Here is a 23,657-nt window from a genome sequence, read left to right as displayed (position 1 = left end):
AGAACAGAATTACTGTCGTATAGATGTGCATAACTGTCGGATAGCAACTTAACACTGTCGGATAGAACTGAATTACTGTCGGATAACAAATTTCGCATTTTTTTGCCACGGAGTAGTGTTATTGAAGTCCATTAAATAGGTCCTGTTTCTAAATGTTCCTTGGCATTGCCAATTCATACTTTGTAAAATACGTTTTGCGACTTGAATATCATCAATATGCAGAAACTCCCTGCACTCCTTATTCGTGATACTCCTCTTAAAAACCAAAAACCACTCCAACAAAGTTTTTTGATGGGCCAAGCGGTCTGTTGCTTGGCAAAAAGGACAAACCCAAGTCCTAACAATCTTAATCATCCCTAACCTACCGCACCCATCACACCTTACCCCTGTTTGAAAGTCCCCAAAAGGTAAACCATAAGTCTCACAAATTGGTTTTGGAATAAAACGCTGATGACTATTAAGGAGCTCAACAGATAGCCAATTGAACGTTTCATTATCTAATTTTTTTGCTTTTTGTGGGATGCTTTTTATAAAAGAGGGAATCAAGTATGGATATAAAAGCTTGGTTTTTGCAGGGGGAACCGCAACAATTTGCTTCGGATAGGCCAGCACAATGGCCCCGTAAATAGGGAGATGGATGTTCCGACTTCTAAGCCAATCAGTCAATAATTCGCAATTTCGTTCCAATTGGACAACCGGACTTTCAAAGCCATCTTTGTGCCCGTCGTCCCTGGTACGAAGTAACTGAGGAGGATTGTCCTTAAACTCAAGGACGCCGCCAATATTTTTTACCTCTAAAACAACACCATACCAAGATGTCATCACATAAGTGTCCATTTGAAACTTTACATCTGATGAGGGTGATAAATCGTGAAAAATGTGGTTATCGAATGGAAATGACTGCTTCCGGAAAATCTCTGCGACCCTTTCCTCGCCTCCAATTCCAGCCTCTACTGAAGCTTGCATAGCGGCTAAGACAGGCAAGCTTGGATGGCCTGCAGACAGTCGATTTTGAGAAGCGATTAAACCTTCTAATTTCAATGATGCATCCCTGGTTTTAACATGAATGGTCCTTCACCTCCGTAAAAATAGTACCTTCATCATGCATCGTAGCACATTCCGAAAAGTCGTACTATAAATTTCATATTTTTGTAAAAAATAAAGATTGACCACCATTGACCGAGGAAGTCAACGGGATTATAATGACTTTATTGACTGGTGTGGTCAACAGCTTTAAAGGAGGACTGCCGCAGTGTTTTCGAAATTTCTCAACCTAGATCAGGAAAAACAAGACCGAATTATCAATGCAGCCATTAAGGAATTTGCCCAGAAAGGATATGATAATGCCTCGACCAATGAAATCGTGAAAGAGGCTGGTATTTCAAAGGGGTTGTTGTTCCATTATTTCGGCAATAAAAAGCAAATGTTTCTATTTTTGTTTGACTATTGTTGTGAGCTCATTGCCGAACAGTTTTATCAAAGAATCGACTTAACGGAAAAGGACTTTTTCACAAGAATTCGGCAAGCGATTTTGATTAAAATGGAACTACTCACAACCTATCCGGAACTCTTCAAGTTTATTGAAGAGGCTTATTTGGAGGACTCATCTGAAGTAAGAGTGGAGATAGAAAAAAAGGTAAAGGAACTGAGTAACATCAATTTCGGTAAAATTTACGAGGGTATCGATTTTTCAAAATTCCGAGATGACATGGATATCAAAAAGATATTAAAGATTATCACTTGGACCTTTGAAAAATTGAGCGAAGAGGAGCTTTTAAAGGCAAAGCTATCACCGACACATCAAATTGATTACGAAAAAATAATTTTAGAGGCAGAAGAGTATTTTGAGATATTAATGAAAACTTTTTATAAATGAGGGGGGCTATCAAGATGAATGTGATTGAAATAAAAAATCTAACCAAATCTTACGGCAAGGCCAGAGGAATCACCGACATTAGCTTTAACGTCGAACAAGGCGAAATTTTTGGCTTCATCGGTCCAAATGGAGCTGGTAAATCAACTACCATTCGTACACTGCTATCCCTTATCTATCCAACGAGCGGCAGCGCGACGATTTTTGGAAAAGACTGCGTTCAATTTGCTCCGGAAATTAAAAAGGAAATTGGCTATTTGCCGTCTGAAGTCTTTTACTATGACAATATGAAAGTGAAAGACCTATTAAAATACTCAGCTAGTTTTTATAAAAAGGATTGCACTAAGCGAATCAAAGAATTGGCGGAGATTATGGACTTGGATCTCAATAAAAAAATCGATGACCTCTCGTTAGGAAACAAAAAGAAGGTCGGGATTGTGCAAGGGCTGCTTCATGAACCAAAACTGATCATATTAGATGAACCGACGAGCGGACTCGACCCACTGATGCAGCAAAAATTCTTTGACCTCTTAGAAGAAGAGAACAAAAAAGGTGCGACGATTCTATTTTCATCACACATTCTCAGCGAGGTACAAAGACTGTGTAATCGCGTCGCCATCATTAAAGAAGGTAAAATCGTTACCGTTGAAAAAATTAGTACATTAAAAGAAAACAACTATAAAAAGTTAAAAATTGAAACGAAAGCACCGTTAGAAAAGGATTACTTCCAAATCAGTGGCGTCAATAAATTAGAGGTGAATGATAACATAACTAGCTTTTTATTTCGGGGTAATATCAACACAGTAATGAAAAAAATCGCTGAGATAGAAATTGCCAACCTGTGGATTGAAGAGCCAGACCTTGAGGAGATCTTTATGCATTACTATGAAAAGGAGGCCTAAGAAGCTATGAACATATTTTTGCATGAATTGAGGGCCTATCGGAAATCGACAATCATATGGTCGATATCGTTAACCCTTATCGTGGTCTTTTATCTGTCATTGTATCCTTCTTTTGCGCATGATGCAGAGGAATTCACAAAAATCCTTGAAGGGTATCCAGAGGCGATTAGAAATGCATTAGGAATAAATCTGGGAGGGTTCTTTACGATTCTAGGCTTCTATTGCTTTCCCCTCTCTTTTATTACACTTTGCGGCGCCATCCAGGCGATGAACCTTGGGACTTCCATTGTCAGCAAGGAAGTCCGTGAAAAAACAGCGGATTTTCTGTTAACAAAGCCTGTTACCCGGACGAAAATTTTGACATCCAAACTATTGGCGGCACTCACCGCCATCATCTTGACGAATATTGTTTATTTAGCTGCTGCCAGTATCATGGCTTTTCAAGTAAAGACAGAAGACTTTAGCTTTAAACTATTTATCATGCTTTCTCTCACTTTGTTTTTTGTTCAGCTAATTTTTCTAGCGTTAGGATTGATCATTTCTGTTATCGTTTCGAAGCTAAAATCGGTGCTGACCGTGTCACTCGGAACCGTGTTTGCATTTTACTTTTTAGGGATGCTTAGCGGTACGCCTGGTGAGGAAGCAAAACGATATATTTCGCCGTTTAAATATTTTGACACCGCCTATATTATGAAGCATGCAAGCTACGAGTCCTCCTTTTTAATTGCTGGAGCCATCATTATTATTCTTGCAATTGTGGCGAGTTATTTCGTATATACAAAAAAGGATATCCATGCTGTATAGCTTGCTAAATGGAGGGATTTGGTCATGAATATATTTTTAAAAGAATTGAAGTCACATCGAAAATCGCTCATCTTTTGGAGCATCGGTGTCTTCCTCATGGTGGTCTCAGGAATGGCGAAATTTGAAGCCTATTCTTCATCGGGCCAATCAATCAATGAGATGATGGCCGATATTCCAAAATCACTAAGAGCTGTCTTGGGGTTCAGCGACTTGGAGCTATCGAAGGCTAGTGGGTATTATGGCATGCTTTTCTTATATTTGTTATTGATGGCCACCATCCATGCGGCCATGCTTGGAGCAACGATTATTGCCAAAGAAGAGCGGGACAAAACGTCGGAGTTTTTATTCGTAAAGCCAGTGTCAAGAACTACTGTCATTACGGCAAAATTATTGGCTGCATCTGTAAATATCGTCATTTTTAATCTTGTAACTCTCGTTTCTTCGATCATCCTCATGGGACATTACAGCCATGGTGAGGATGTCAGTGGTGAGATCGCTATTTTAATGGCGGGAATGTTCATTTTGCAGGTCTTGTTTATGGTTATCGGCAGCGCCCTTGCTGCTGTAAAAAAGAAACCAAAGACAGCGGCTTCCCTTGCAACAGGAATCCTTTTGCTCACCTATATGTTATCGGTTACGATTGATTTGAATGAGAATATGGAACCCTTAAAATACTTGACCCCTTTTAAATATTTTGAGGCGAAAAATGTCATGGTTGGCAGCGGGCTGGATGTCACTTTTGTTGTCATATCTGTTGTTTGGATTACCGTTCTTTCATATGTAACCTATGTGTTTTATCAAAAAAGAGATTTAAATGGATAAAAAACTATCATGAGCCTCAACTCCCAACCCTATCCATGGAAATAAATTTAGAGAACAAGGCATAGTCACCTAATAAAGGCGGTGAGAGCAGAGCTAGACTTCACATATTTTGTCTAGTGAAATGGGTATTTCACTTTAACTGGTTAAAGTGATTCATTTTTGCGGCGCTCCGCCCCTTTTCCACAGAAAAGACCAATTTTGGTCTTTTTTGGCGCTGTTCTTGGAAGAAATTTAATGTAGGATATGTTTTTCTTCGGTTCCTTATGTGAATGGTAGGAACTTTCCTCTCTTAAGCCAGTTGCTTTTATTAAGTTAACGATAGTGTTAATATAGGTAGGTGAATTGGAAAAAGGAGGATAAATGGATGACTCAAAATGAAAATAATGCTTTACCGCCAAAAACCTGTTCCGTTGAACGGTTAGTGACGATGGAAGCGGATGTAAAGAAAGTACTGGCTGGAGAAAAAACAGCGACACGTCGGAATGGCAGATATGCCGACCCAGGTGAAATCATGACCCTTGAAGGGAACCAGTTTGTAGTTGAAAAGGTGTATTCGCAAAGCCTAGGTGAGCTTACCGATGCTGATGTCCGCCGCGAGGGCTTTGAAACAGTGGAAGATTATAAGCAATCCATTCTTTCCTACCATCCGGGTATGCCGTGGCTGCCGCAAATGCGCGTGTGGGTCCATGAATTTAGACCTGTCCAGGAATAATAATAGCTACTAGTGGTCCATGATTAATTTGTGGACCCTTTTTTGGTTTTTTTTCAACTCATGGATTATTCTAAATCCGCCGTATTCACAGTTCAATTCTTTTGTTAATCGAGGAAAACAAAATTATAATAAGTTTATTACGAGGTTCGAAATGCTGGGGTGGAATCATGAAATTTTTAGCAAAATACATTAAGAAATATTGGAAGTCTTTCAGCATTGCGGTCTTATTTCTCACTTTCGAGGCGATCAGTGATTTGCTGCAGCCAACGATTATGGCGAAAATTATCGATGAAGGTGTTGCCAACAAGGATATCAATTATGTGTTGAAAATGGGCGGCTTGATGTTGCTGATAACGGCATTTGGGGCGATGAGTGCCTCAACAAGAAGTGTAATGGCAAGCATTGTTTCACAGAATTTTGGCACAGAATTACGATCGGATTTATTTAAAAAAATTCAAACTCTCTCCTTTAAAAACCTCAATAAGTTTGACCGCGCGTCGTTAATCACACGGCTGACGAATGACGTCACCCAAGTGCAAGTCTTCGTCAATGGACTGATGAGGATTTTCGTTAAGGCTCCCCTGTTAGCGATAGGCGGCTTAATCATGGCGGCGCGTCTCAACCTCCATTTATCCGTGGTACTGGCGGTAGTTGTGCCGATTGTCACCTTGTTAATTATCGTTAATTTACGGTTAGGCTTTCCGCTATTTGCCAAAGTGCAAAGGGCATTGGACCGGGTAAACAGTGTAATGCGTGAGTATTTATCAGGTGTTCGTGTCGTTAAGGCGTTTAATCGCTTCGATGTTGAGATAGGCAAGTTTACCAAGGCGAATGATCATTTTAAGGACCAATCAATCGCAGCGGGCCGCCTCATGGCGACTTTCAGCCCGGCAATTATGTTGACCGTAAACCTTGGTATCGTCGTTGTACTTTGGATAGGCGGCTTAGGGGTCGACACCGGAAAAATTCAGGTCGGTCATATCATTGCCTTTACCAATTATATGACGCAAATTTTATTTTCGCTGATGATGATTTCGATGGTTTTTAATATGTTTGTCAGAGCAAAAGCCTCGGCAGGAAGAATTGACGAGGTATTTTTACAGGAAGATAGCCTTTCTTGGGAAAATGAGACAGTAGGGCCGCCTCACCTGGAAAAAGGCAGAATTGATTTTGAACATGTCTCCTTTTCCTATGAAGGGACAATGGGTGAAGCTGTGTTAAAAAATATTACCCTTTCCATCCTGCCTGGCGAAACGGTCGGCATCATCGGTTCAACCGGCTCAGGGAAAAGCACCCTAGTTGGTCTGATTCCCCGTTTTTACGATGTCACGAGCGGAACCATTAAAGTAGATGGCGAAGATATTAAAGATGTTAATCCGAAAAGGTTACGGGAGAAAATTGCCTTTGTACCGCAGAAGAATGTGTTGTTTACTGGTACTGTGGCGGAAAATATTCAGTGGGGCAAAGAGGATGCACCCCAAGAAGAAGTCGAAGCTGCAGCAACCCATGCTTGCGCCCATGATTTTATTACTGCTTCTCCTGAAGGCTATCAAACAAGAATTGGCCAGGGGGGCGTTAATTTTTCCGGTGGACAGAAACAGCGAATTGCGATAGCAAGGGCCTTAGTGAAAAGGCCGGAAATCTTAATCTTGGACGATAGTACAAGTGCGGTTGATGTGGCAACGGAGGCCCAAATAAAAGCAGCCTTGAAGAAGTATGCCGGTGGTCTCACCTGTCTATTAATCGCCCAGCGGATAACTTCGATTATCGATGCCGACAAAATTCTTGTCCTTGACCAAGGAGAAGTGGTAGGATTTGGAACACATCAGGATTTATTAACGGAGTGTACCGTTTATCAGGAAATTTATCAATCGCAGATCGGCAAGGAGGTGCTGTAATTTGTCAAAGGGAACAGAACAGACAGAAAATAATCCTTCAACTCCCCCTCCATTAAGACCTGGCGGCGCTCATCGACTTCGCGGCCCGGTTGTGAAGCCGAAAAGCTTTAAGGGAACATTGAAACGCCTGTGGAATTATTTTGGCAAAGAGAGAAAAATGCTCTCACTGATCTTTTTCTTTATTCTTATAGATTCAGTACTTATGCTTCTTGCCCCGTTCTTAATCGGGAAAGCCGTAGATGCGATGAGTCTTCATAACGGAAAAGTTGATTTCAATTTACTAGAAGTGATGATTGTCATTCTGATATTCGCTTATGTCGGTGATGCCGTGCTCACCTTTTTTCAGGGCTGGTTAATGGCCGGAGTTGCCCAGCGCATTGTCAAAAGCTTACGGGATGCCCTTTTTAAAAAGCTCCAAGGGCTGCCGGTTGCCTTTTTTGATTCTCGTACGCACGGAGAATTAATGAGCAGGTTGACGAACGATGTCGATAATGTCAGTAACACGATTTCCCAGTCGACCACACAGCTGATGTCAGGGTTAATGGTCATTGTCGGTTCGTTAATCATGATGGTAATTTTAAGTCCTGTGTTAACAGTGGCAAGCTTAGTTACCGTGCCGCTCGTCTTCTTGCTGACCCGGACAATTGCGAAAAAAACGAGTGTCTTTTTTAAAAATCAACAAGTTGAGCTAGGTAAATTGAATGGCCATATTGAGGAAACCATTTCTGGAATTGAAGTAGTCAAAGCCTTTAATCATGAGGAAAAGGTGATTGCGGAGTTTGATATTGTCAATACAAGACTCCGCGCGGTCGGCCTTAAGGCGCAAATTTGGTCTGGTTTCCTCATGCCGATTATGAATGTGATTAATAATCTCGGCTTTGCCATTGTGGCTGTCATTGGTGGCATCCTTGCTGTCAAGAGCTTAATCACGGTTGGAGCAATTGCCAGCTTTATCACCTATTCAAGGCAGTTTGTCAGACCACTTAATGATCTCGCCAATATTTTTAATATCCTCCAATCAGGTGTTGCAGGGGCAGAGCGCGTCTTTGAAATTATCGATGAACAAGAAGAGATTGCGGATCCAACCAATGCGGTTGCCTTAGAAAACCCTAGAGGGCATGTTGTCTTTGAAAATGTCAGCTTTGGTTACCGTTCAGATGTTCCAATTTTAAAGAATGTCAGTTTTGAGGCAATGATTGGCAGCAGCACGGCTTTGGTTGGTCCTACGGGGGCGGGGAAAACAACGATCGTTAATCTCCTGACGCGATTCTACGATGTGACCGAGGGGAGAATTCTCTTAGATGGCCACGATATTCGTGCTTATACGAGAGACAGCTTAAGAAGTTGTTTTGGCTTTGTGCTTCAGGATACGTATTTGTTTTCGGGGACAATTAAGGAAAACATCAAGTATGGGAAGCAGGATGCCGACGATGGCGAGGTCGAAAAAGCAGCGAGGATGGCGAATGCTGATGGCTTTATTAACCGGCTGCCCCATCAATATGACACGGTCCTCTCAGAAAACGGCGGAAACCTCAGCCAAGGCGAGAGACAGCTGTTAGCGATTGCGCGGGTGATTTTAGCGAAACCATCGTTACTCATTCTAGATGAAGCGACCAGCAGTATTGATACGAGAACCGAGCTTCATATTCAAGCAGCCTTACTCATGCTAATGGAGAATCGCACGAGCTATATCATTGCCCACCGCTTGAATACTATTCGTGATGCCGATACCATTATGGTAATTGATGATGGACAAATCATCGAAAAAGGAAGCCATGATGAATTAATGGCTGCTAAAGGAAGATACTACAACATGTTTTTTAATCAATTTAAAAATGTCGAAGGTGCACTGGAATAAAACAAGCAGCCCCCGCTGTTCCCACACAGCGGGGGCTTTATTTTAGCCGTAAAGAAAGTATAATTTCCAAACAGGCATCAGTGCAACTTCACCTAACGGCTTGCCAGTCGGCGAGTTACCATTTATCTCAGTCAAAGTGCTCCATAAGGAATGCTTCGGCAGCATTGGCATCGCACGAAGGAAAAGCGTTAGCTTTTTCGAGGAGTCCATACGCCGCTAAACGGACTCTTGCGCTTTTCTTATTTTCTCCAAATGCCACTTGTAGAAAAGTAATACCACTTGCCGGAGATATAATACTTATTATTGACCATAGCACCATCTGGTTTGAGGTAGTACCATTGACTGCCTTGCGCTAGCCAGCCCTTATACATAGCCCCATTATTATCGAGATAGTACCAGGTGTTCTTGTTTTGAAGCCAGCCGATTTTCATGATACCATGCGAGTCAAGGAAGTACCATTTATTGCCAAGGAAGATCCAGCCCGTCTGCATCGCTCCATTTTGGTTAAGATAGTACCATACAGTCCCATCCTTAAACCAGCCGGTCATCATTTCTCCTGATTTTTGAAGATAATACCATTTGCCATTAATGGAAATCCAGCCTGTCTGCAGCACTCCTGCTTGATCAAAGTAATACCAGCGGTTTTTATCGAACAGCCAGCCCGTTTGTTTTGCTCCTTCATTGGTATAGTAATACCAAGTATCTCCTTTTTGGTCCCAGCCTTTTGGTCCTTGAGTGGTAAGGTTAATTTTTATTGGGTCAGCACTCAGATTGTCCCAGGCGTCAAGCGCGTAAATCTCGTAAGTATAGGACGTATGTGGAACTAAATTATTTATGGTTGCTGAAACCGCTTCTTCAGGCTTCCAATATTGTGAATAGACCGTTTGGATGGTTTTGCCTGATTCTTTAATGACATAGCGGTCAATAGCGGTATTATCCTGCCCCTGATCCCATGACAAGGTAACCGTTGTCGTGCCGAGATTGCTTATCCTTAAGTTTGAATTAGCGGTAAAGGTAGGTTTAACTGTGTCCTTAGCTGCTTCCTTGTATGGGATGGGAATGGTTGTAGACTTAATCCATGTGCCATCACTAAATTCTCTTGACTTCATTTCTACACGATCATCGTAAACATTTACAAGGTATCCTTGGGAAAAACCTGGAATACGACCATTCTCATTCCAGGTGTATTCCACTGAGCTTGTATTGACCATTGTAAATCCATCCTGATAAATACTTTTCGGATGGTTTAATGGATAGTGAGAATGTCCGGAAAATAGAATGGCTTGTGGGTATTTTTTTAAGATCGTTAATAATCGTTTACTGTCAAAACCGGCATTCCATTTGTCACTTCCGTAGACTGTGTTGGCAATTGGCTGATGTAAAAAAACAAAAATCGGTTTATTGCTTGCTGCCTCAACAGCCAACGTACGTTCGAACCATTGATATTGCTCTTCAGAAATATAGGCCCAGTCTTTCGCGTCGGGAATATTTCCATAGGCTAAAGACAAGGTTTTTGCCGATAATTCTCCTGCTAGGCTAATAAAATGATAACCTTTAATCCATTTATCAAAATAAATAGTAGATAGTGGATCTCCATTGTAGTCCATAAATCTCTTCTGCATCATTTCATCTGTTACGGTAGATGCTTTATCGTAGTTTGATTCAAAATATTCGTGGTTGCCCATGGTAATAAATTGCTCGGCTCCAGGGTTTTTGTTTTCTCCTAGGATTTGTTTAAAGGCTTTGTAATCTTCCTCGAATCCACGGTCAGTAAAATCACCGACCACAGCAATGGTGTCATACCCCGGGGCAATATTTTTCAGGTCAGTTAAAGCTTGTTTGAATTTGTTATTGGGATATCCCTGATTAATATGTACATCACTCATGACCGCCATTTGTAGGGTTGGCTGCTCACTAGCTTCAACATGGCTACTTGTTTCCCACGGGGAGAGGCAGGTAGCAGTTAATACAGCTGCGAATAGGGGAATTAATTTCTTCTTCATAGTTCAACCTCTTTCTTATTTATTGGTAGAAATAATCTATTTAACTAGTACTCAAGTAAATGGATAATATTTACTATAACCTTTTTAGAAACTATTTTAAATAGTATTGGCGGAATTTGTCGCTAAATTGTTCCAAAAGATAAAAATATTGTCGCAAAACTCCCAAAATATGATAATGTTGAAAGGATATTATTGAAAAAACAAAAGGTGGACCAAACGTGAAAAAGTGGAAAATGATCTTGAGTATCTTTGTGTTAGTGTTAGCAGTTGGGGCCGGAACCCTCTATTATTTTTTAAATATCAAAGAATATAAGACTGCTGATACAAAAGTTGATGAGATTGTAAAAAGTGATTACAAGGTGAAGTTGCCTGGCGAGGAAAATACCATGGACGGTTCTGGTGAACAAGCTAAGGAGCAAGGTGTAAACGAAACGGCTGAAACGGCAGAGTCAGGAATAGCAAAGGGTTCTAGCGGTAATCACGAAGCGAATCGTAGCCAAAACGTGAAACCAACAGCTAATTCTATTTTAGAAAAATATCAACCATCATTCAAAGATTTAGAAGGACAGGCAGATGGGAAGTTAAATTCCCTTTTATCGCATGCCTATAGCGAATATCAAACAAAGAAGTCCAAAAGTGAAGACGTATCCTATTTTTACTTTTACTCGAAATATAACGGTGCAGCGAAAACGCTTGAAGCAAGTACCGATAATTCCTTTTACTATATTTACAACTCACTTGTAAAAGAGTTAGAAAAATATGGGTTTAGTTCAAAAGAAGCGAAGCCGATTAAAGACCATTATTTAAGTCTTAAAAAGCAAAGAAGATCTTCGTTAATGAATAAAGCGGTTGATTATTTAAAATAATTTGTTGAGTTTTGCATGAAAATGTTGTAGAAAATGGTAGTATTATGTAAAATTATATTATTGCTTCTTATTCTTAGGCTATTAATCTAGTTTATGTTTCAGAGGTTTAGTACATAACATCAAGGAGGATTATTGTGAAAAGAATTATTGCACTATCAAGCTTTTTATTCCTTTTCCTTTTAGCCGTGCTTCCAGCAAATGTTTCTCATGCCGCAGCGGCTAAAAGTGTAGAAATTTCAGGTATCACTTTGTTTACCGATGCAGGTGAAATTAAGGCAATAAAAATGGGCAACAACTTTACCTTTAATTTGGTTGGTTTAAATGGGAAAATCCAAGTGAAAAAGGTTGAATTTACTTCGGAAAATGCTACTACTGTTTCCCCTTATTCAAAATCGGATAAAAAATATTCAGCTGACACTGATTTACGATTTGCAAATGGAGTTGCCTATTTAGATAAAGAAAAATATATAAAATGGGTAAATCGCAAGATCGAGGAAATTGCCGGGAAAGACTTTCCTAGGATTAAGGATGATGGAACCGACACCCTATTAACTGTTCAATATCTCCGAAATATCGTTGAAGATGATGAAGTACTTCCAGGCTATGTATCAGATGATAATGGAAATGAATCTGAGTTTTCTGTCACATTTTCTACTGCTGCATGGGTTACAAAAGACGGTAAATGGTTTTTCATTGGACCTGAAAGTAATTCCACAACTGATTATGCAACCGGATGGGCTAACGATAAAGGAATATCGTACTATCTTGGCAAAGATGGTGTCATGCAAACTGGCTGGGTTAAGTCAGAAAACAAATGGTATTTATTAAAACCAAGTGGTGCAATGGCAACCGGCTGGGTGAAGGATAAAGGTACTTGGTACTACCTTAACGATAATGGTGCAATGGCAACTGGCTGGGTGAAGGATAAAGGTACTTGGTACTACCTTAACGGCAATGGTACGATGAAAACTGGCTGGGTTAAAACAAGCGGGAAATGGTACTTCTTAAACTCAAACGGTAAAATGGCAACTGGCTGGGCAAAAGTTTCAAACAAATGGTATTACCTTGATGGTAATGGTGTAATGAAAACTGGTTGGGTGGATGTATCCAAGAAATGGTACTACCTATACAGCGACGGTCATATGGCAGTTAATACAAAAATCGGCTCTCATAAAATTGGTAAAGACGGAGCTTGGATTAAATAATGGAGTAAAAGAGAGAATACGAGTTTTGTATTCTCTCTTTTTTATTGCTCTTGTAAAATAGTAGTGACAACTGTAAAGACACTTGTTAAAATACCCTTAGAGCTAATGGATTTACTGTCTTTTTCTAAAAAAACATTTTTGGGGAAATAATGTAAACAGATAGAGTAGCATAGGGGGATACAGATGCACAATAAAAAGGAAATATCAGGAAGAAGACTACTTGGAATTGCCGGGATGGGCTGGATGTTTGATGCCATGGATGTTGGCATGCTTAGCTTCATTATCGCAGCATTAAAAGTAGAGTGGGATTTAACCCCAGGACAGATGGGCTGGATTGGCAGCGTAAATTCAATTGGAATGGCTGTTGGGGCCCTTATTTTTGGCTTAATGGCCGATCGGATTGGCAGAAAAAATGTATTTATTATTACGTTATTATTATTTTCAGTTGGTAGCGGTGCTTCCGCCTTTACATCAACATTAACGCTCTTTTTAGTGTTAAGATTCTTTGTCGGAGCGGGTTTAGGCGGGGAGCTTCCCGTTGCTTCAACACTTGTATCCGAAAGTGTTCCAGTTGAAAAGCGCGGCAGGATTGTTGTACTACTTGAAAGCTTTTGGGCAGGCGGCTGGCTGATTGCAGCTGTCATTTCCTATTTTGTCATTCCGAAGTTTGGCTGGCAGGTTGCTTTGTTAATCAGTGCCATCCCAGCTCTATATGCTTTATACTTGCGTATTGGTTTGCCTGATTCACCGCGGTTTACAGCAATAAAGCAGAAAGATAAAATCTCCGCCTTCCAAAGCATGAAAAAATTATGGTCGAAAGAGTATATTCGTCAGACCGCCATGCTCTGGATTGTATGGTTCTGCGTCGTCTTCTCCTATTACGGTATGTTCTTATGGCTGCCAAGCGTCATGGTCATGAAGGGCTTTAGTTTAATTAAAAGCTTTGAATATGTCCTAATCATGACACTAGCTCAGTTACCAGGTTATTTTACGGCAGCATGGTGTATTGAAAAATTTGGACGGAAATTTGTCTTAGTTGTTTATTTAATTGGAACGGCAGCAAGTGCCTATTTCTTTGGAACTGCTGATTCAACCGTTCTATTAATGGCTGCGGGGATTCTTTTGTCATTCTTTAATCTCGGTGCTTGGGGTGGCTTATATGCCTATACTCCGGAGCAGTATCCAACCATTATCCGCGCTACTGGTACAGGTATGGCCGCTTCCTTTGGGCGGATTGGCGGTGTATTCGGACCATTGTTGGTTGGCTATCTTGTCGCACAAAAGATTTCCATCTCGGCGATATTTACTATCTTTTGTATTTCAGTCCTCATCGGGGCCATGGCCGTCTTCTTTTTGGGAAAAGAAACGAAAAGCAAAGAATTAGTATAACAATTTGAGGTAAGAGATTCCTTATTTTAAGGGTCTCTTTTTTTATTGACTAACGCAGGAATCATATTTAGACAAAATATTTGTTTTTGCTGTTCACTTTTCCGACAAAAATAAAATCTTATTCACTTTACTGAAATAAGGCTTATGAAGATAGTAAAATATTGTTTTTTCATTATTTTCAAAATTATTTTAAAATAACACACGATAAGACTAGACGAACTTGAAAATATTTTGTACAATGTTTTCAGAATATTATCTTTTTTTAAAACAGTGGGACAATTATTTTGGGAAAAATTTTTAAAAAAACAGGGGGTATTGCCATGAGAAAGAAAAAATTAGCTGGTATTTTTATGTCGCTAATGGTAGCAGCGGGCGTGATGGCTGGTTGTAACTCAAGCACGAGCGGGGATGGCGAAAAAGGCGACACAATTAAGATCGGAGCAAACCTTGAGTTATCCGGAGGTGTAGCATCTTACGGTCAATCCATTAAAGAGGGGATTGAACTTGCATTCGAAGAAATCAATAAAGATGGAATCAATGGTAAGAAGTTGAAGCTAGTACCGTTTGATAATAAATCTGATGCCCCAGAAGCCATTAACGGCGCTACAAAGCTTATCAGCCAAGATAAGGTTGTTGCTATTATCGGTGCAGCAACAAGCGGAAATACAATTGCACAAGCAGAAATTGCCCAAAGCAACAAAATCCCGTTATTGACGCCAACTGGGACAAACCCAGATGTTACCCTCAAGGGGGGTAAATTGAATGATTTTGTTTTCCGTACATGCTTCATTGACCCATTCCAAGGTACGGTTGCAGCGAATTTTGCTACTAAGGAATTAAACGTAAAAACGGCTGCTGTTTTTATTGACACCGCAAGTGATTATTCCAAAGGTCTTGCTGCCTCCTTCAAGGAATTATTTGCAAAACAGGGCGGAAAAGTGGTCTTAGAGGAAGCTTATGTAGCAAAGGATACGGATTTCCATGCTCAATTAACAAACATTAAAGGAAAAAATCCTGATTTCATCTTTGTTCCTGGATATTATGAAGAGGTTGGTCTAATTGTAAAGCAGGCGCGTGAATTAGGTATTAATGTTCCAATGATGGGCGCCGACGGATGGGATTCTCCGAAACTAGTAGAACTTGCTGGTAAGGATGCCTTAAACAATACGTTCATTACCAACCACTATTCTTCTGGTGATTCTGATCAAAAGGTTCAAGAATTTGTTAAAGCCTTCAAAGCAAAATACAAAGATAAGTCTCCTGATGCCTTCAACGCTTTAGGTTATGATTCTGCGTATTTCATGGCTGATGCCATTAAGCGTGCAGGCGGCAGCGATCCGAAGAAAATTCAAAAAGCACTTGCTGAAACAGATGGACTTGATCTTGTCACTGGAAAAATGAAGCTTGATAAAAACCATGATCCTATCAAATCTGCTGTTATTTTAGAGTACAAAAATGGAGAGCAAACATTTAAGACGAAAGTAAACCCTTAAAAAGAAAAGCGGAAGCGCCTTGTCCAGGGGCGACAAGCATAAGACGAGCCGGCGGGAAGGTTGTTCTTTAACCTTCTCGACGGATTGGCTTATGACCTCGAGCCCCTAGGCGCTGGAGCTAGACAAAAAGAAAAGCGGAAGCGGCCGTTTAGCGAAAAGAACGAGTCGCTGGGCTGCTTGTGCTAGACAAATTTTATAATGATCAAAATGAATAGGGAGATGTTGTGTCTCCCTATTCTTATTGAATATTTTTAAAGTCCTTTAAAGGAGTGCAGGACATATGGAACAACTAATCCAACAGCTAGTCAATGGAATTTCCTTGGGCAGCATTTATGCGTTAATTGCCCTGGGTTACACTATGGTTTATGGGATTGTCAAACTGATTAATTTTGCCCATGGGGATGTCGTCATGGTCGGTGCATTTATAGGTTTTTATTCTATTACTATTCTTGATTTAGGATTTTTCCCTGCTTTGCTTATTTCCATGGCTGCCTGTGCCATCTTTGGCGTTTTAATTGAACGGATTGCCTATAAACCGCTAAGAAATGCAACAAGGATTGCCGCACTGATTACGGCTATTGGTGTATCGCTCTTTATTGAATATGGAACCATTTACGTGCGTGGTGCCCAGCCGGAAGCCTATCCAGACAATATCGTACCATTAAAGAGTTTGGAGATTTCCGGTGTCAAAATTAGTGGTCAGTCCATTCTGATCTTAGTGATTTCTATTTCCTTAATGATTTTACTGCAGTTTATTGTTCATAAGACAAAAATCGGCAAAGCGATGCGGGCCGTTTCATATGACATGGATGCGGCAAGATTGATGGGGATTAATGTGAATAATACGATTTCTGCCACCTTTGCAATTGGTTCTGCTCTTGCGGGTGCAGCTGGAGTAATCTTGGGCATGTATTATACAAAAATTGATCCATTGATGGGAATCACTCCTGGGATTAAAGCATTCGTCGCTGCCGTTCTTGGCGGGATTGGGATTATCCCAGGTGCAATGACCGGAGGGCTGCTATTAGGAGTCATTGAGGCACTTGTTAGTGCTGCCGGAGGCTCATTATGGCGGGATGCCGTAGCATTTGTTGTCCTGATTCTTATTTTAATCTTCCGCCCAGCAGGCCTATTTGGTAAAAATGTCAGGGAAAAGGTCTAGGGGGTGGATAGCGATGAAAAATGTTAAAAATGCAAAAGGTTTTTGGGGTTCAATCATTTTAGTCATTATTTTTACCGTTGTAACACAATTTCTCATTAATGGGGGAACATTGAACTCCTTTTATGTAAACACATTGTTTTCGATCGGCATCAATATTATCCTTGCTGCGAGTCTTCATTTAATTATAGGCATTACCGGGCAGTTTTCGATTGGACATGCTGGTTTTCTTGCTGTTGGAGCCTATGCTTCAGCGATTGTGACGATGAAATTAGGACTGCCATTCCCACTGGCAATCATTGCAGGTGGTATAGCAGCAGCGATCGCTGGCTTGATTATCGGGATTCCAACACTGAGATTAAAAGGAGACTATCTGGCTATTGCTACCCTTGGCTTCGGAGAGATTGTCAGGATTGTCTTCTTAAATATTGATTATGTGGGCGGGGCCAGCGGAATGACCGTTTCTCACCTCACAACATGGCCATGGCTGCTTACCTGTGTGGTCATCACGATTGTTGTCATTGTAAACTTCACAAACTCGACTCATGGACGAGCCTGTATTTCGATAAGAGAAAATGAAATTGCAGCGGATGCGATGGGGATCAATACGACTTTTTATAAAGTAATAGCTTTTGTGATTGGCGCCTTCTTTGCTGGCGTTGCCGGGGCGCTCCATGCCCATAACTTCTATATTATCCAGCCGACAAACTTCAGTTTCTTAAAATCGTTTGATATCTTGATTTTAGTCGTAATCGGCGGTTTAGGAAGTATGTCGGGTGCGGTGATTGCTGCCATCCTGTTAACCATTATTTCAACGTTTCTCTCCAATTATCCAGAGGTGCGGATGGTTATTTACAGCCTTGTGCTGATTGTGATGATGCTGTTCCGCCCGCAGGGATTGTTGGGAACGAAAGAAATTACCTCTTTCTTGAAAATTGGCAAATCTGCTAAAGGAGGAGTGCAGCATGATAACAAAAACACCGTTGCTTAAGGTAGAAAATGCCGGTATCCGCTTTGGCGGACTTAAAGCAGTTTCAGAAGTAAACCTGGAATTAAACCAGGGAGAACTTGTCGGTTTAATTGGCCCAAATGGAGCCGGAAAGACGACATTTTTCAACTTGTTAACAGGTGTCTATGTTCCTACTGAAGGAACTATTTCCTTAGATGGTGATAAATTAAATGGGCAACCTCCCTATAAAATTACTAAAAAAGGGATTACTAGGACGTTTCAAAACATTCGCTTGTTCAGTGACTTATCTGTTCTTGATAATGTTAAGGTTGCCTATCATTCACTAGCCAAACATTCCATCCTTAGCTCGATCTTCCGCCTCCCCTTCCACTTTTCAGGTGAGAAGGAAATGGAGGAAAAGGCTATTGAATTTTTAAAAATCTTCAAGCTTGAAACGGTCATGCACGAACAAGCCAAGAATCTTCCGTACGGTCAGCAGCGCCGTCTTGAAATTGCTAGAGCACTGGCGGCCAATCCGAAATTACTGCTCCTTGATGAACCGGCAGCCGGGATGAATCCGCAGGAAACAGAAGAACTGATGAATTTAATATCCTTGATCCGTGAACGGTTTTCGTTAACGATTCTATTGATTGAACATGATATGCTTCTTGTTATGGGTGTGTGTGAGCGAATCTATGTGCTTGACCACGGCCAGTTGATTGCCGAAGGTACACCAGAGCAAATCAGAAATAATCCAAAAGTCATCGAAGCGTATCTGGGCGAGGAGGTCTCTTAAAATGCTAAAAATAAATGATATTAATGTCTATTATGGAAATATTCATGCATTGAAGGGAGTTTCTCTTGAAATCAATCAGGGCGAAATTGTCACTCTGATTGGCGCCAATGGCGCTGGTAAAAGTACACTTCTAAAGACCATTTCTGGGTTACTGAAGCCGAAAAACGGCGAGATTTTGTTTGAAAGTGAACACGTGGCTGGAAAGGTTCCACAATTAATAGTGAAGAGAGGAATTTCTCAAGTCCCAGAAGGGCGGCGGGTGTTTGCTAACATGTCAGTCGAAGAGAATTTGGAATTAGGTGCTTATTTGCGCAAAGATAAAAAAGGTATCCGCGAAGACTTTGAAAAGGTCTTTCAGCTTTTCCCGCGTCTGCAGGAGCGCCGCAAACAGCAATCTGGAACACTCTCAGGCGGTGAGCAGCAAATGCTCGCGATGGGCCGGGCATTGATGGCCAGACCGCGCCTATTACTGTTAGACGAACCTTCAATGGGTCTTGCGCCGCTGCTTGTGAAAACAATCTTCCGGATTATTGAGGAAATTAAACAAACAGGTACAACCATTCTATTGGTAGAACAAAATGCCAATATGGCTTTATCCATCGCCGACCGTGCCTATGTTATTGAAACAGGAAAAATTGTTGCTGCTGGCACTTCAGAAGAACTGAGTCAGAGCGATCAAATTAGAAATGCCTACCTTGGCGGACATTAATAAAAAGGATAAAAGAGTCTGATCCCTCGCACTAAAATCAATATACGATGAAAGCTGAAGTGAACTTTCGCAGTATATTGTGGTGGAGGGGTCAGGCTCTTTTTATTTAATTACATTTTAATTTTTCTTTGTTCGGTATCCAGCTGGAATTGTTGCCGTCTTTTTGGGCTTAATCGATTTCTAATGATGTTCACGTAATCCTCGTAGAGCTGCTCTAAACCGACTAAAGCAAGGGAAAAGAAATTGGCATAATTCTTCTGCACTTCCCATTTTAACTCGTTCTTTCCGCAGATACTGTATTTATTTAACTCTTCAATTTCCCGTTGGATTTTTTCTAATTCCGCTGTTTGCTGATCTTCAGGCAGTGAGAGCAGCAAATCAATTTTTTCAATATAATCCATTGATTTTTTAATTTTCTCTTTAATATCATCATATCCAGCCTTATCGATAAGATCATATTTTAATTTGAACTCGTTTAGCTTTAGGGCCGCTTCATAGGTGGAATTCACAATATCATCCCGTGTCATATCGATTGTTTCATAGCTTAGCATATGCTTCCAGGATGGCTGGGTAATCGCCTTGCGATGGTCCTCAAGTGTATGACAGAATTTTTTATACCCATGGGTTTCTGGATGCTCAAAGGCCGGGCTTGCCGGGTCAAGGAATGGTGCTAGCGGCGCAACAAAGTAAAAGATTCTTGGATCCTTGTTGCATGCCAGATGAATCGTCTCGCAGAAATCAATATTATCAACAGCACTTTGGTAGGTCTGTCCCGGAATGCCGACCATAAAGAACAGGTCGATTTTTTTACAGCCGTTCTTTAAGGCGAAATTAAGCGTATCGATAACTTTTTGATTGGTACAGCTAAATTTTCCGTTATAACGTCTGATATGTTCATCATGGGTCTCAAGGGTAATTTCAATACTATATTTTGGCACACTATCATTCATTTGAATAAAGAATTCTTCATCTGCATATTGGAATAATTCAAAAACGATTTCATTTTTAAGTTGAAGCTTTTTAAGCCTGCTGAAAAACTCACGAACATATTCACGGCCGCCCTGACGCAGATCATGCAGAATAAATATCGGTGCCCGGCTGAAGCGTGAAATAAACTGAATGTCTTCCACAAGCTTTTTAGGTGAACGTAAAGCGAGTGAATTCCGATTACAGTTTTGATTATAGGCCTCTCGTGAACCGCCGCAGATGAGACAGTTTTGTGTACAGCCACGAGCCGTTAGTAACGCTGTATTCGGATATTGCAGCCAGCCGTTGTATGGCAGCGGGTCAAGGAAATTCCGATACTTAAATACTGAGCGAATCGTATAGCGATAGCCTGGAACGTCGATATCATCCAAATCCTTTGGTACATATGTAATCGGATTGTAGCCGCACTCTTCTCCTTTTTTCCAAGTTAAATTAGGAATGTCGGCATAATGGGTGTTCCCAGTTTCAATTTTATTCATCAGCAGGAGCATCAGCTTTTCTGTAGAATCGCCACGCATAACGAAGTCGATACAGGGGTATTCAATTAATTCTTTATGATAGTAGGTTGCGGACAAGCCACCAAAGATAATTGGTATTTTAGGGTGAAGCTTTTTGACAATTTTAGCAAGTTCAATACTGCCGTGGGCATGTGGCAGCCAATGAAGATCGATTCCGAACGCTTTTGTTTGGATTTTTTTTAGTTTCGCTTCAACATCAAATTTTTCACTCATCAGCATGCGATTGGCAATATTGATGATTTTCACCCGCAGTCCGTAGCGCTCTAAATAATCAGCAATACTTGTTAGCCCGATTGGATACATTTCAAAAACAGGCGATGACGGGACAACATCACTTATCGGTCCGGCAAGCAGGGAGTTTTTTCGAAAGTCATAAACACTGGGAGCATGCAAGAGAACTAAATCGTATTTCATATACTTCCACCTCAGGTCAATTTGTATTGGATAGTCAAATATGTCTCATCACAAGACATGAAAGAGTTTAATTTCTTTTGTGATATATTTCACATATAGAGATAGTGAATAAAAATAAGTGCTGCATTGCGTATTTTGTCGATGAGATTATTCATCTAGTTAACTTTAGTTTACTATAATAGTTAATTAATAGAGTGACAAACGGGTGACAAATTTTGGGGTATTTTGTGTTATATTTACATTTCCAGTATGCTAATAGTAAAAAAGATCTTTAAACTGCAACATGGAGGGATTAGGAAAATGGCGGAATCCAAAACGAATGCAATGCGAATATTGGATAGCAAAAAAGTCAGCTATGACATGCTGACATATGATAATAAAGATGGGAAAATTGACGGGATTTCAGTGGCAGAGAAGATTGGCAGAGATCCAAAAGAGGTATATAAAACGCTCGTTGCCCAGGGCGCAAGTAAAAATATTTATGTCTTCGTTATTCCGGTGGCTGAAGAATTGGATTTGAAAAAGGCAGCCAAAGCTGCAACAGAAAAGAAGGTTGAAATGATTCATGTAAAGGATATTCAAAAATGGACTGGTTATATCCGCGGCGGCTGTTCCCCGATTGGAATGAAAAAAGAGTATAGGACCTTTATCGATGAAAGCTGCCTCTTAGTTGATTCCATTGTTGTGAGCGCAGGGAAAATTGGCGTTCAAATTGTGTTAGACCCAGCAAGTTTAAAGGACTTAACCAAAGCTGAAATTATCGATCTGAATAAATGAAATTTTTGATTAGATTTTGAGTGGGCACTCACCTATAAATGACAAAAGCATAGAATAGTGTGAAATGAAACGATGCCATTGTCAGGATGAAAAACTTGCCGATGGTGAAACCATTAGGTGTAGTTGAGTAGCGAAAAAAGGGAGTGTTGATGGGTGGCAGGAAAAATTAAAAATTATTTTGCCGGCGGTAATACAGCTAGGGGGTTTCATAATCTGTACGATTCCAACCTCCAAGGACTTGAGCGATTATTTATTTTAAAAGGCGGTCCTGGAACAGGTAAATCCTCGCTGATGAAGAAAATTGGCAATGAATGGCTAGAAAAAGGCTACAATATTGAAATGTTGCATTGCTCGTCCGATAATAATTCCATTGATGGGGTGTTAATTCCTGCCTTAAAGGTAGGAATCGTCGATGGAACCGCTCCACATGTGATTGAACCAAAAGCACCAGGGGCGGTTGAGGAATACATTAACCTAGGCGAGGCCTGGAATGCGAGAGCACTTGCTGTTCAAAAAAAATCAATTCAAATGCTAACCAATCAGATTAGTGAATCCTTTCAAAAGGCGTACACGACATTTAAAGAAGCGTTGGAAATCCATGATGACTGGGAAAAAATTTATATTAATAGCATGGATTTTAACAAAGCAGACCAATTGTCGAACAAGTTAATTGAATCGTTTTTTGGAAAAATGAAGTTGAATAAAGCTGCCGATGTACGTCATCGTTTCTTAGGAGCGGCGACGCCAAAAGGTGCTGTTGACTTTGTCCCGAATTTGACCGAGGAAATTCCAAAACGCTACTTCATTAAAGGACGCCCTGGTTCCGGGAAATCGACGATGCTGAAAAAGCTTGCCACTGCCGCTGAGGATCGGGGGGTGGATGTAGAAGTCTATCATTGCGGCTTTGACCCGCATAGCTTAGATATGGTTATTTTCAGAGAACTGGGTATTGCCATTTTTGATAGTACCGCTCCACATGAATATTTTCCAAGCCGTGACGGCGATGAGATTATTGATATGTATGAAATCTTGATTGATCAGGGAACAGATGACCTTTTCGCGGAGATTATCAGTAAGATTGCTGCAAAGTATAGAAGCAAAATGACGGAGGCAACAAGCTATCTTGCACAAGCAAAAGAGCTTCATGATGAGCTCGAAGCGATTTATATTGCAGCGATGGATTTTTCTGTTGTCGAAAGGATTCAAGCTAAGATTGCAGAGGAAATCAAGGAATTGGCGGGTGCCAAAGGGCAATAAGAGCCCTAGTCAGTAAAATAGGGCTGGTAAAATACCAAACTTATTTAGAGTACCTGCAGCGGGCAAAATCGGATAAACAGAGCTAAAACAGAAGCCAATACAGGTTATTGGCTACCGAAATCGGCAAAAAGAGCAGGAATGGTAACCAATAGAGGTTATTGGCTACCGAAATCGGCAAAAAGAGTTGGAATGGTAACCAATAGAGGTTATTGGCGACCGAAATTGAAAAAAAAGAGCAGGAATGGTAACCAATAGAGGTTATTGGC

22 protein-coding genes are annotated in these 23,657 nt (G+C 40.7%); 17 read left to right on the top strand and 5 right to left on the bottom strand.

All coding sequences use genetic code 11. The annotated features are described in order from the left end of the window. Positions 1–72: 72 nt before the first annotated feature. Positions 73–1,041: a nuclease-related domain-containing protein gene (locus RTR43_RS06835; protein WP_312470625.1), complete on the bottom strand. Its 969-nt coding sequence runs from the start codon at positions 1,039–1,041 to the stop codon at positions 73–75. 211 nt (positions 1,042–1,252) lie between these two features. On the opposite strand from RTR43_RS06835, the gene RTR43_RS06830 reads away from it, so the two are divergent. The 7 genes from RTR43_RS06830 (at position 1,253) to RTR43_RS06800 (ending at position 8,869) form a co-directional block, all read left to right on the top strand. Further along, complete coding sequence (locus RTR43_RS06830; protein WP_312470623.1) at positions 1,253–1,876, top strand: TetR/AcrR family transcriptional regulator; 624 nt, start codon at positions 1,253–1,255, stop codon at positions 1,874–1,876. A gap of 14 nt (positions 1,877–1,890) precedes the next feature. Next, positions 1,891–2,775 carry an ABC transporter ATP-binding protein gene (locus RTR43_RS06825; RefSeq protein ID WP_312470622.1) on the top strand — a complete coding sequence of 295 codons (885 nt, stop codon included), beginning with the start codon at positions 1,891–1,893 and terminating at the stop codon, positions 2,773–2,775. A gap of 6 nt (positions 2,776–2,781) precedes the next feature. Then, on the top strand, positions 2,782–3,579 hold the full coding sequence (locus RTR43_RS06820) for an ABC transporter permease subunit (RefSeq protein ID WP_312470620.1): 798 nt from the start codon (positions 2,782–2,784) through the stop codon (positions 3,577–3,579). 24 nt (positions 3,580–3,603) lie between these two features. After that, positions 3,604–4,401 carry an ABC transporter permease subunit gene (locus tag RTR43_RS06815; RefSeq protein WP_312470619.1) on the top strand — a complete coding sequence of 266 codons (798 nt, stop codon included), beginning with the start codon at positions 3,604–3,606 and terminating at the stop codon, positions 4,399–4,401. Positions 4,402–4,765: 364 nt separating this feature from the next. Further along, on the top strand, positions 4,766–5,113 hold the full coding sequence (locus RTR43_RS06810) for an ASCH domain-containing protein (RefSeq protein WP_312470618.1): 348 nt from the start codon (positions 4,766–4,768) through the stop codon (positions 5,111–5,113). A 167-nt stretch (positions 5,114–5,280) separates the two neighbouring features. After that, the gene (locus RTR43_RS06805; RefSeq protein ID WP_312470617.1) at positions 5,281–7,011 is read left to right on the top strand and encodes an ABC transporter ATP-binding protein; all 1,731 of its coding nucleotides are present in this window, start codon (positions 5,281–5,283) and stop codon (positions 7,009–7,011) included. A gap of 1 nt (position 7,012) precedes the next feature. Continuing rightward, positions 7,013–8,869 (top strand): ABC transporter ATP-binding protein, encoded by a 1,857-nt coding sequence (locus RTR43_RS06800; protein ID WP_312470616.1) that lies wholly within the window; start codon positions 7,013–7,015, stop codon positions 8,867–8,869. A gap of 42 nt (positions 8,870–8,911) precedes the next feature. On the opposite strand, the gene RTR43_RS06795 is transcribed toward RTR43_RS06800, so the two are convergent. Continuing rightward, the gene (locus RTR43_RS06795; protein ID WP_312470615.1) at positions 8,912–9,079 is read right to left on the bottom strand and encodes a hypothetical protein; all 168 of its coding nucleotides are present in this window, start codon (positions 9,077–9,079) and stop codon (positions 8,912–8,914) included. A gap of 29 nt (positions 9,080–9,108) precedes the next feature. Further along, complete coding sequence (locus RTR43_RS06790) at positions 9,109–10,872, bottom strand: metallophosphoesterase (RefSeq protein WP_312470614.1); 1,764 nt, start codon at positions 10,870–10,872, stop codon at positions 9,109–9,111. A gap of 218 nt (positions 10,873–11,090) precedes the next feature. Between RTR43_RS06790 and RTR43_RS06785 the strand changes: the two genes are divergently transcribed. The 8 genes from RTR43_RS06785 to RTR43_RS06750 all read left to right on the top strand — a co-directional run bounded on the left by RTR43_RS06785 (position 11,091) and on the right by RTR43_RS06750 (position 19,438). Then, on the top strand, positions 11,091–11,738 hold the full coding sequence (locus tag RTR43_RS06785) for a hypothetical protein (RefSeq protein ID WP_312470612.1): 648 nt from the start codon (positions 11,091–11,093) through the stop codon (positions 11,736–11,738). A gap of 134 nt (positions 11,739–11,872) precedes the next feature. Next, complete coding sequence (locus RTR43_RS06780) at positions 11,873–12,943, top strand: cell wall-binding repeat-containing protein (RefSeq protein WP_312470611.1); 1,071 nt, start codon at positions 11,873–11,875, stop codon at positions 12,941–12,943. A 183-nt stretch (positions 12,944–13,126) separates the two neighbouring features. Beyond that, a complete protein-coding gene (locus RTR43_RS06775; RefSeq protein WP_312470610.1) occupies positions 13,127–14,332 on the top strand; it encodes an MFS transporter in 1,206 nt (401 codons plus the stop codon). A gap of 320 nt (positions 14,333–14,652) precedes the next feature. Next, entirely contained in the window at positions 14,653–15,825 is a 1,173-nt protein-coding gene (locus tag RTR43_RS06770) for an ABC transporter substrate-binding protein (RefSeq protein WP_312470609.1), read from the top strand. A 280-nt stretch (positions 15,826–16,105) separates the two neighbouring features. Then, positions 16,106–16,987, top strand: coding sequence for a branched-chain amino acid ABC transporter permease (locus tag RTR43_RS06765; protein ID WP_312470608.1), 882 nt, complete (start codon positions 16,106–16,108; stop codon positions 16,985–16,987). A gap of 13 nt (positions 16,988–17,000) precedes the next feature. Further along, the gene (locus tag RTR43_RS06760) at positions 17,001–17,975 is read left to right on the top strand and encodes a branched-chain amino acid ABC transporter permease (RefSeq protein ID WP_312470607.1); all 975 of its coding nucleotides are present in this window, start codon (positions 17,001–17,003) and stop codon (positions 17,973–17,975) included. Next, positions 17,950–18,729, top strand: coding sequence for an ABC transporter ATP-binding protein (locus tag RTR43_RS06755; RefSeq protein WP_312470605.1), 780 nt, complete (start codon positions 17,950–17,952; stop codon positions 18,727–18,729). Before RTR43_RS06760 ends, RTR43_RS06755 begins: the two co-directional genes overlap by 26 nt. 1 nt (position 18,730) lies before the next feature. After that, positions 18,731–19,438, top strand: a complete 708-nt coding sequence (locus RTR43_RS06750) for an ABC transporter ATP-binding protein (protein ID WP_312470604.1) — start codon at positions 18,731–18,733, stop codon at positions 19,436–19,438. Positions 19,439–19,548: 110 nt separating this feature from the next. On the opposite strand, the gene RTR43_RS06745 is transcribed toward RTR43_RS06750, so the two are convergent. Beyond that, on the bottom strand, positions 19,549–21,357 hold the full coding sequence (locus RTR43_RS06745; RefSeq protein ID WP_312470602.1) for a TIGR04190 family B12-binding domain/radical SAM domain protein: 1,809 nt from the start codon (positions 21,355–21,357) through the stop codon (positions 19,549–19,551). Between the two features lie 300 nt (positions 21,358–21,657). On the opposite strand from RTR43_RS06745, the gene ybaK reads away from it, so the two are divergent. Together ybaK and RTR43_RS06735 are read left to right on the top strand one after the other, a co-directional pair. Further along, positions 21,658–22,134: a Cys-tRNA(Pro) deacylase gene (ybaK, locus tag RTR43_RS06740; RefSeq protein ID WP_312470600.1), complete on the top strand. Its 477-nt coding sequence runs from the start codon at positions 21,658–21,660 to the stop codon at positions 22,132–22,134. Between the two features lie 153 nt (positions 22,135–22,287). Beyond that, entirely contained in the window at positions 22,288–23,391 is a 1,104-nt protein-coding gene (locus tag RTR43_RS06735; RefSeq protein ID WP_312470599.1) for a PRK06851 family protein, read from the top strand. Between the two features lie 82 nt (positions 23,392–23,473). Here the strand turns inward: RTR43_RS06735 and RTR43_RS06730 are convergent. Continuing rightward, positions 23,474–23,657 (bottom strand): hypothetical protein (locus tag RTR43_RS06730; protein WP_312470598.1); only part of this gene is annotated, 184 nt, incomplete at its 5' end.

It is taken from the genome of Neobacillus sp., assembly GCF_031988165.1.
GTDB lineage: Bacteria > Bacillota > Bacilli > Bacillales > Cytobacillaceae > Neobacillus > Neobacillus rhizosphaerae.
Note: the sequence above shows the minus strand (reverse complement) of the source record. Positions and strands in the feature narration are given on the sequence as shown.

Coding starts and splice junctions, on each gene's coding strand:
- RTR43_RS06825 (WP_312470622.1), top strand. CDS start 1,891: ATGAATGTGATTGAAATAAAAAATCTAACCAAATCTTACGGCAAGGCC.
- RTR43_RS06820 (WP_312470620.1), top strand. CDS start 2,782: ATGAACATATTTTTGCATGAATTGAGGGCCTATCGGAAATCGACAATC.
- RTR43_RS06815 (WP_312470619.1), top strand. CDS start 3,604: ATGAATATATTTTTAAAAGAATTGAAGTCACATCGAAAATCGCTCATC.
- RTR43_RS06810 (WP_312470618.1), top strand. CDS start 4,766: ATGACTCAAAATGAAAATAATGCTTTACCGCCAAAAACCTGTTCCGTT.
- RTR43_RS06805 (WP_312470617.1), top strand. CDS start 5,281: ATGAAATTTTTAGCAAAATACATTAAGAAATATTGGAAGTCTTTCAGC.
- RTR43_RS06795 (WP_312470615.1), bottom strand. CDS start 9,079: ATGGACTCCTCGAAAAAGCTAACGCTTTTCCTTCGTGCGATGCCAATG.
- RTR43_RS06790 (WP_312470614.1), bottom strand. CDS start 10,872: ATGAAGAAGAAATTAATTCCCCTATTCGCAGCTGTATTAACTGCTACC.
- RTR43_RS06775 (WP_312470610.1), top strand. CDS start 13,127: ATGCACAATAAAAAGGAAATATCAGGAAGAAGACTACTTGGAATTGCC.
- RTR43_RS06770 (WP_312470609.1), top strand. CDS start 14,653: ATGAGAAAGAAAAAATTAGCTGGTATTTTTATGTCGCTAATGGTAGCA.
- RTR43_RS06765 (WP_312470608.1), top strand. CDS start 16,106: ATGGAACAACTAATCCAACAGCTAGTCAATGGAATTTCCTTGGGCAGC.
- RTR43_RS06760 (WP_312470607.1), top strand. CDS start 17,001: ATGAAAAATGTTAAAAATGCAAAAGGTTTTTGGGGTTCAATCATTTTA.
- RTR43_RS06755 (WP_312470605.1), top strand. CDS start 17,950: ATGATAACAAAAACACCGTTGCTTAAGGTAGAAAATGCCGGTATCCGC.
- RTR43_RS06750 (WP_312470604.1), top strand. CDS start 18,731: ATGCTAAAAATAAATGATATTAATGTCTATTATGGAAATATTCATGCA.
- RTR43_RS06745 (WP_312470602.1), bottom strand. CDS start 21,357: ATGAAATACGATTTAGTTCTCTTGCATGCTCCCAGTGTTTATGACTTT.
- ybaK (WP_312470600.1), top strand. CDS start 21,658: ATGGCGGAATCCAAAACGAATGCAATGCGAATATTGGATAGCAAAAAA.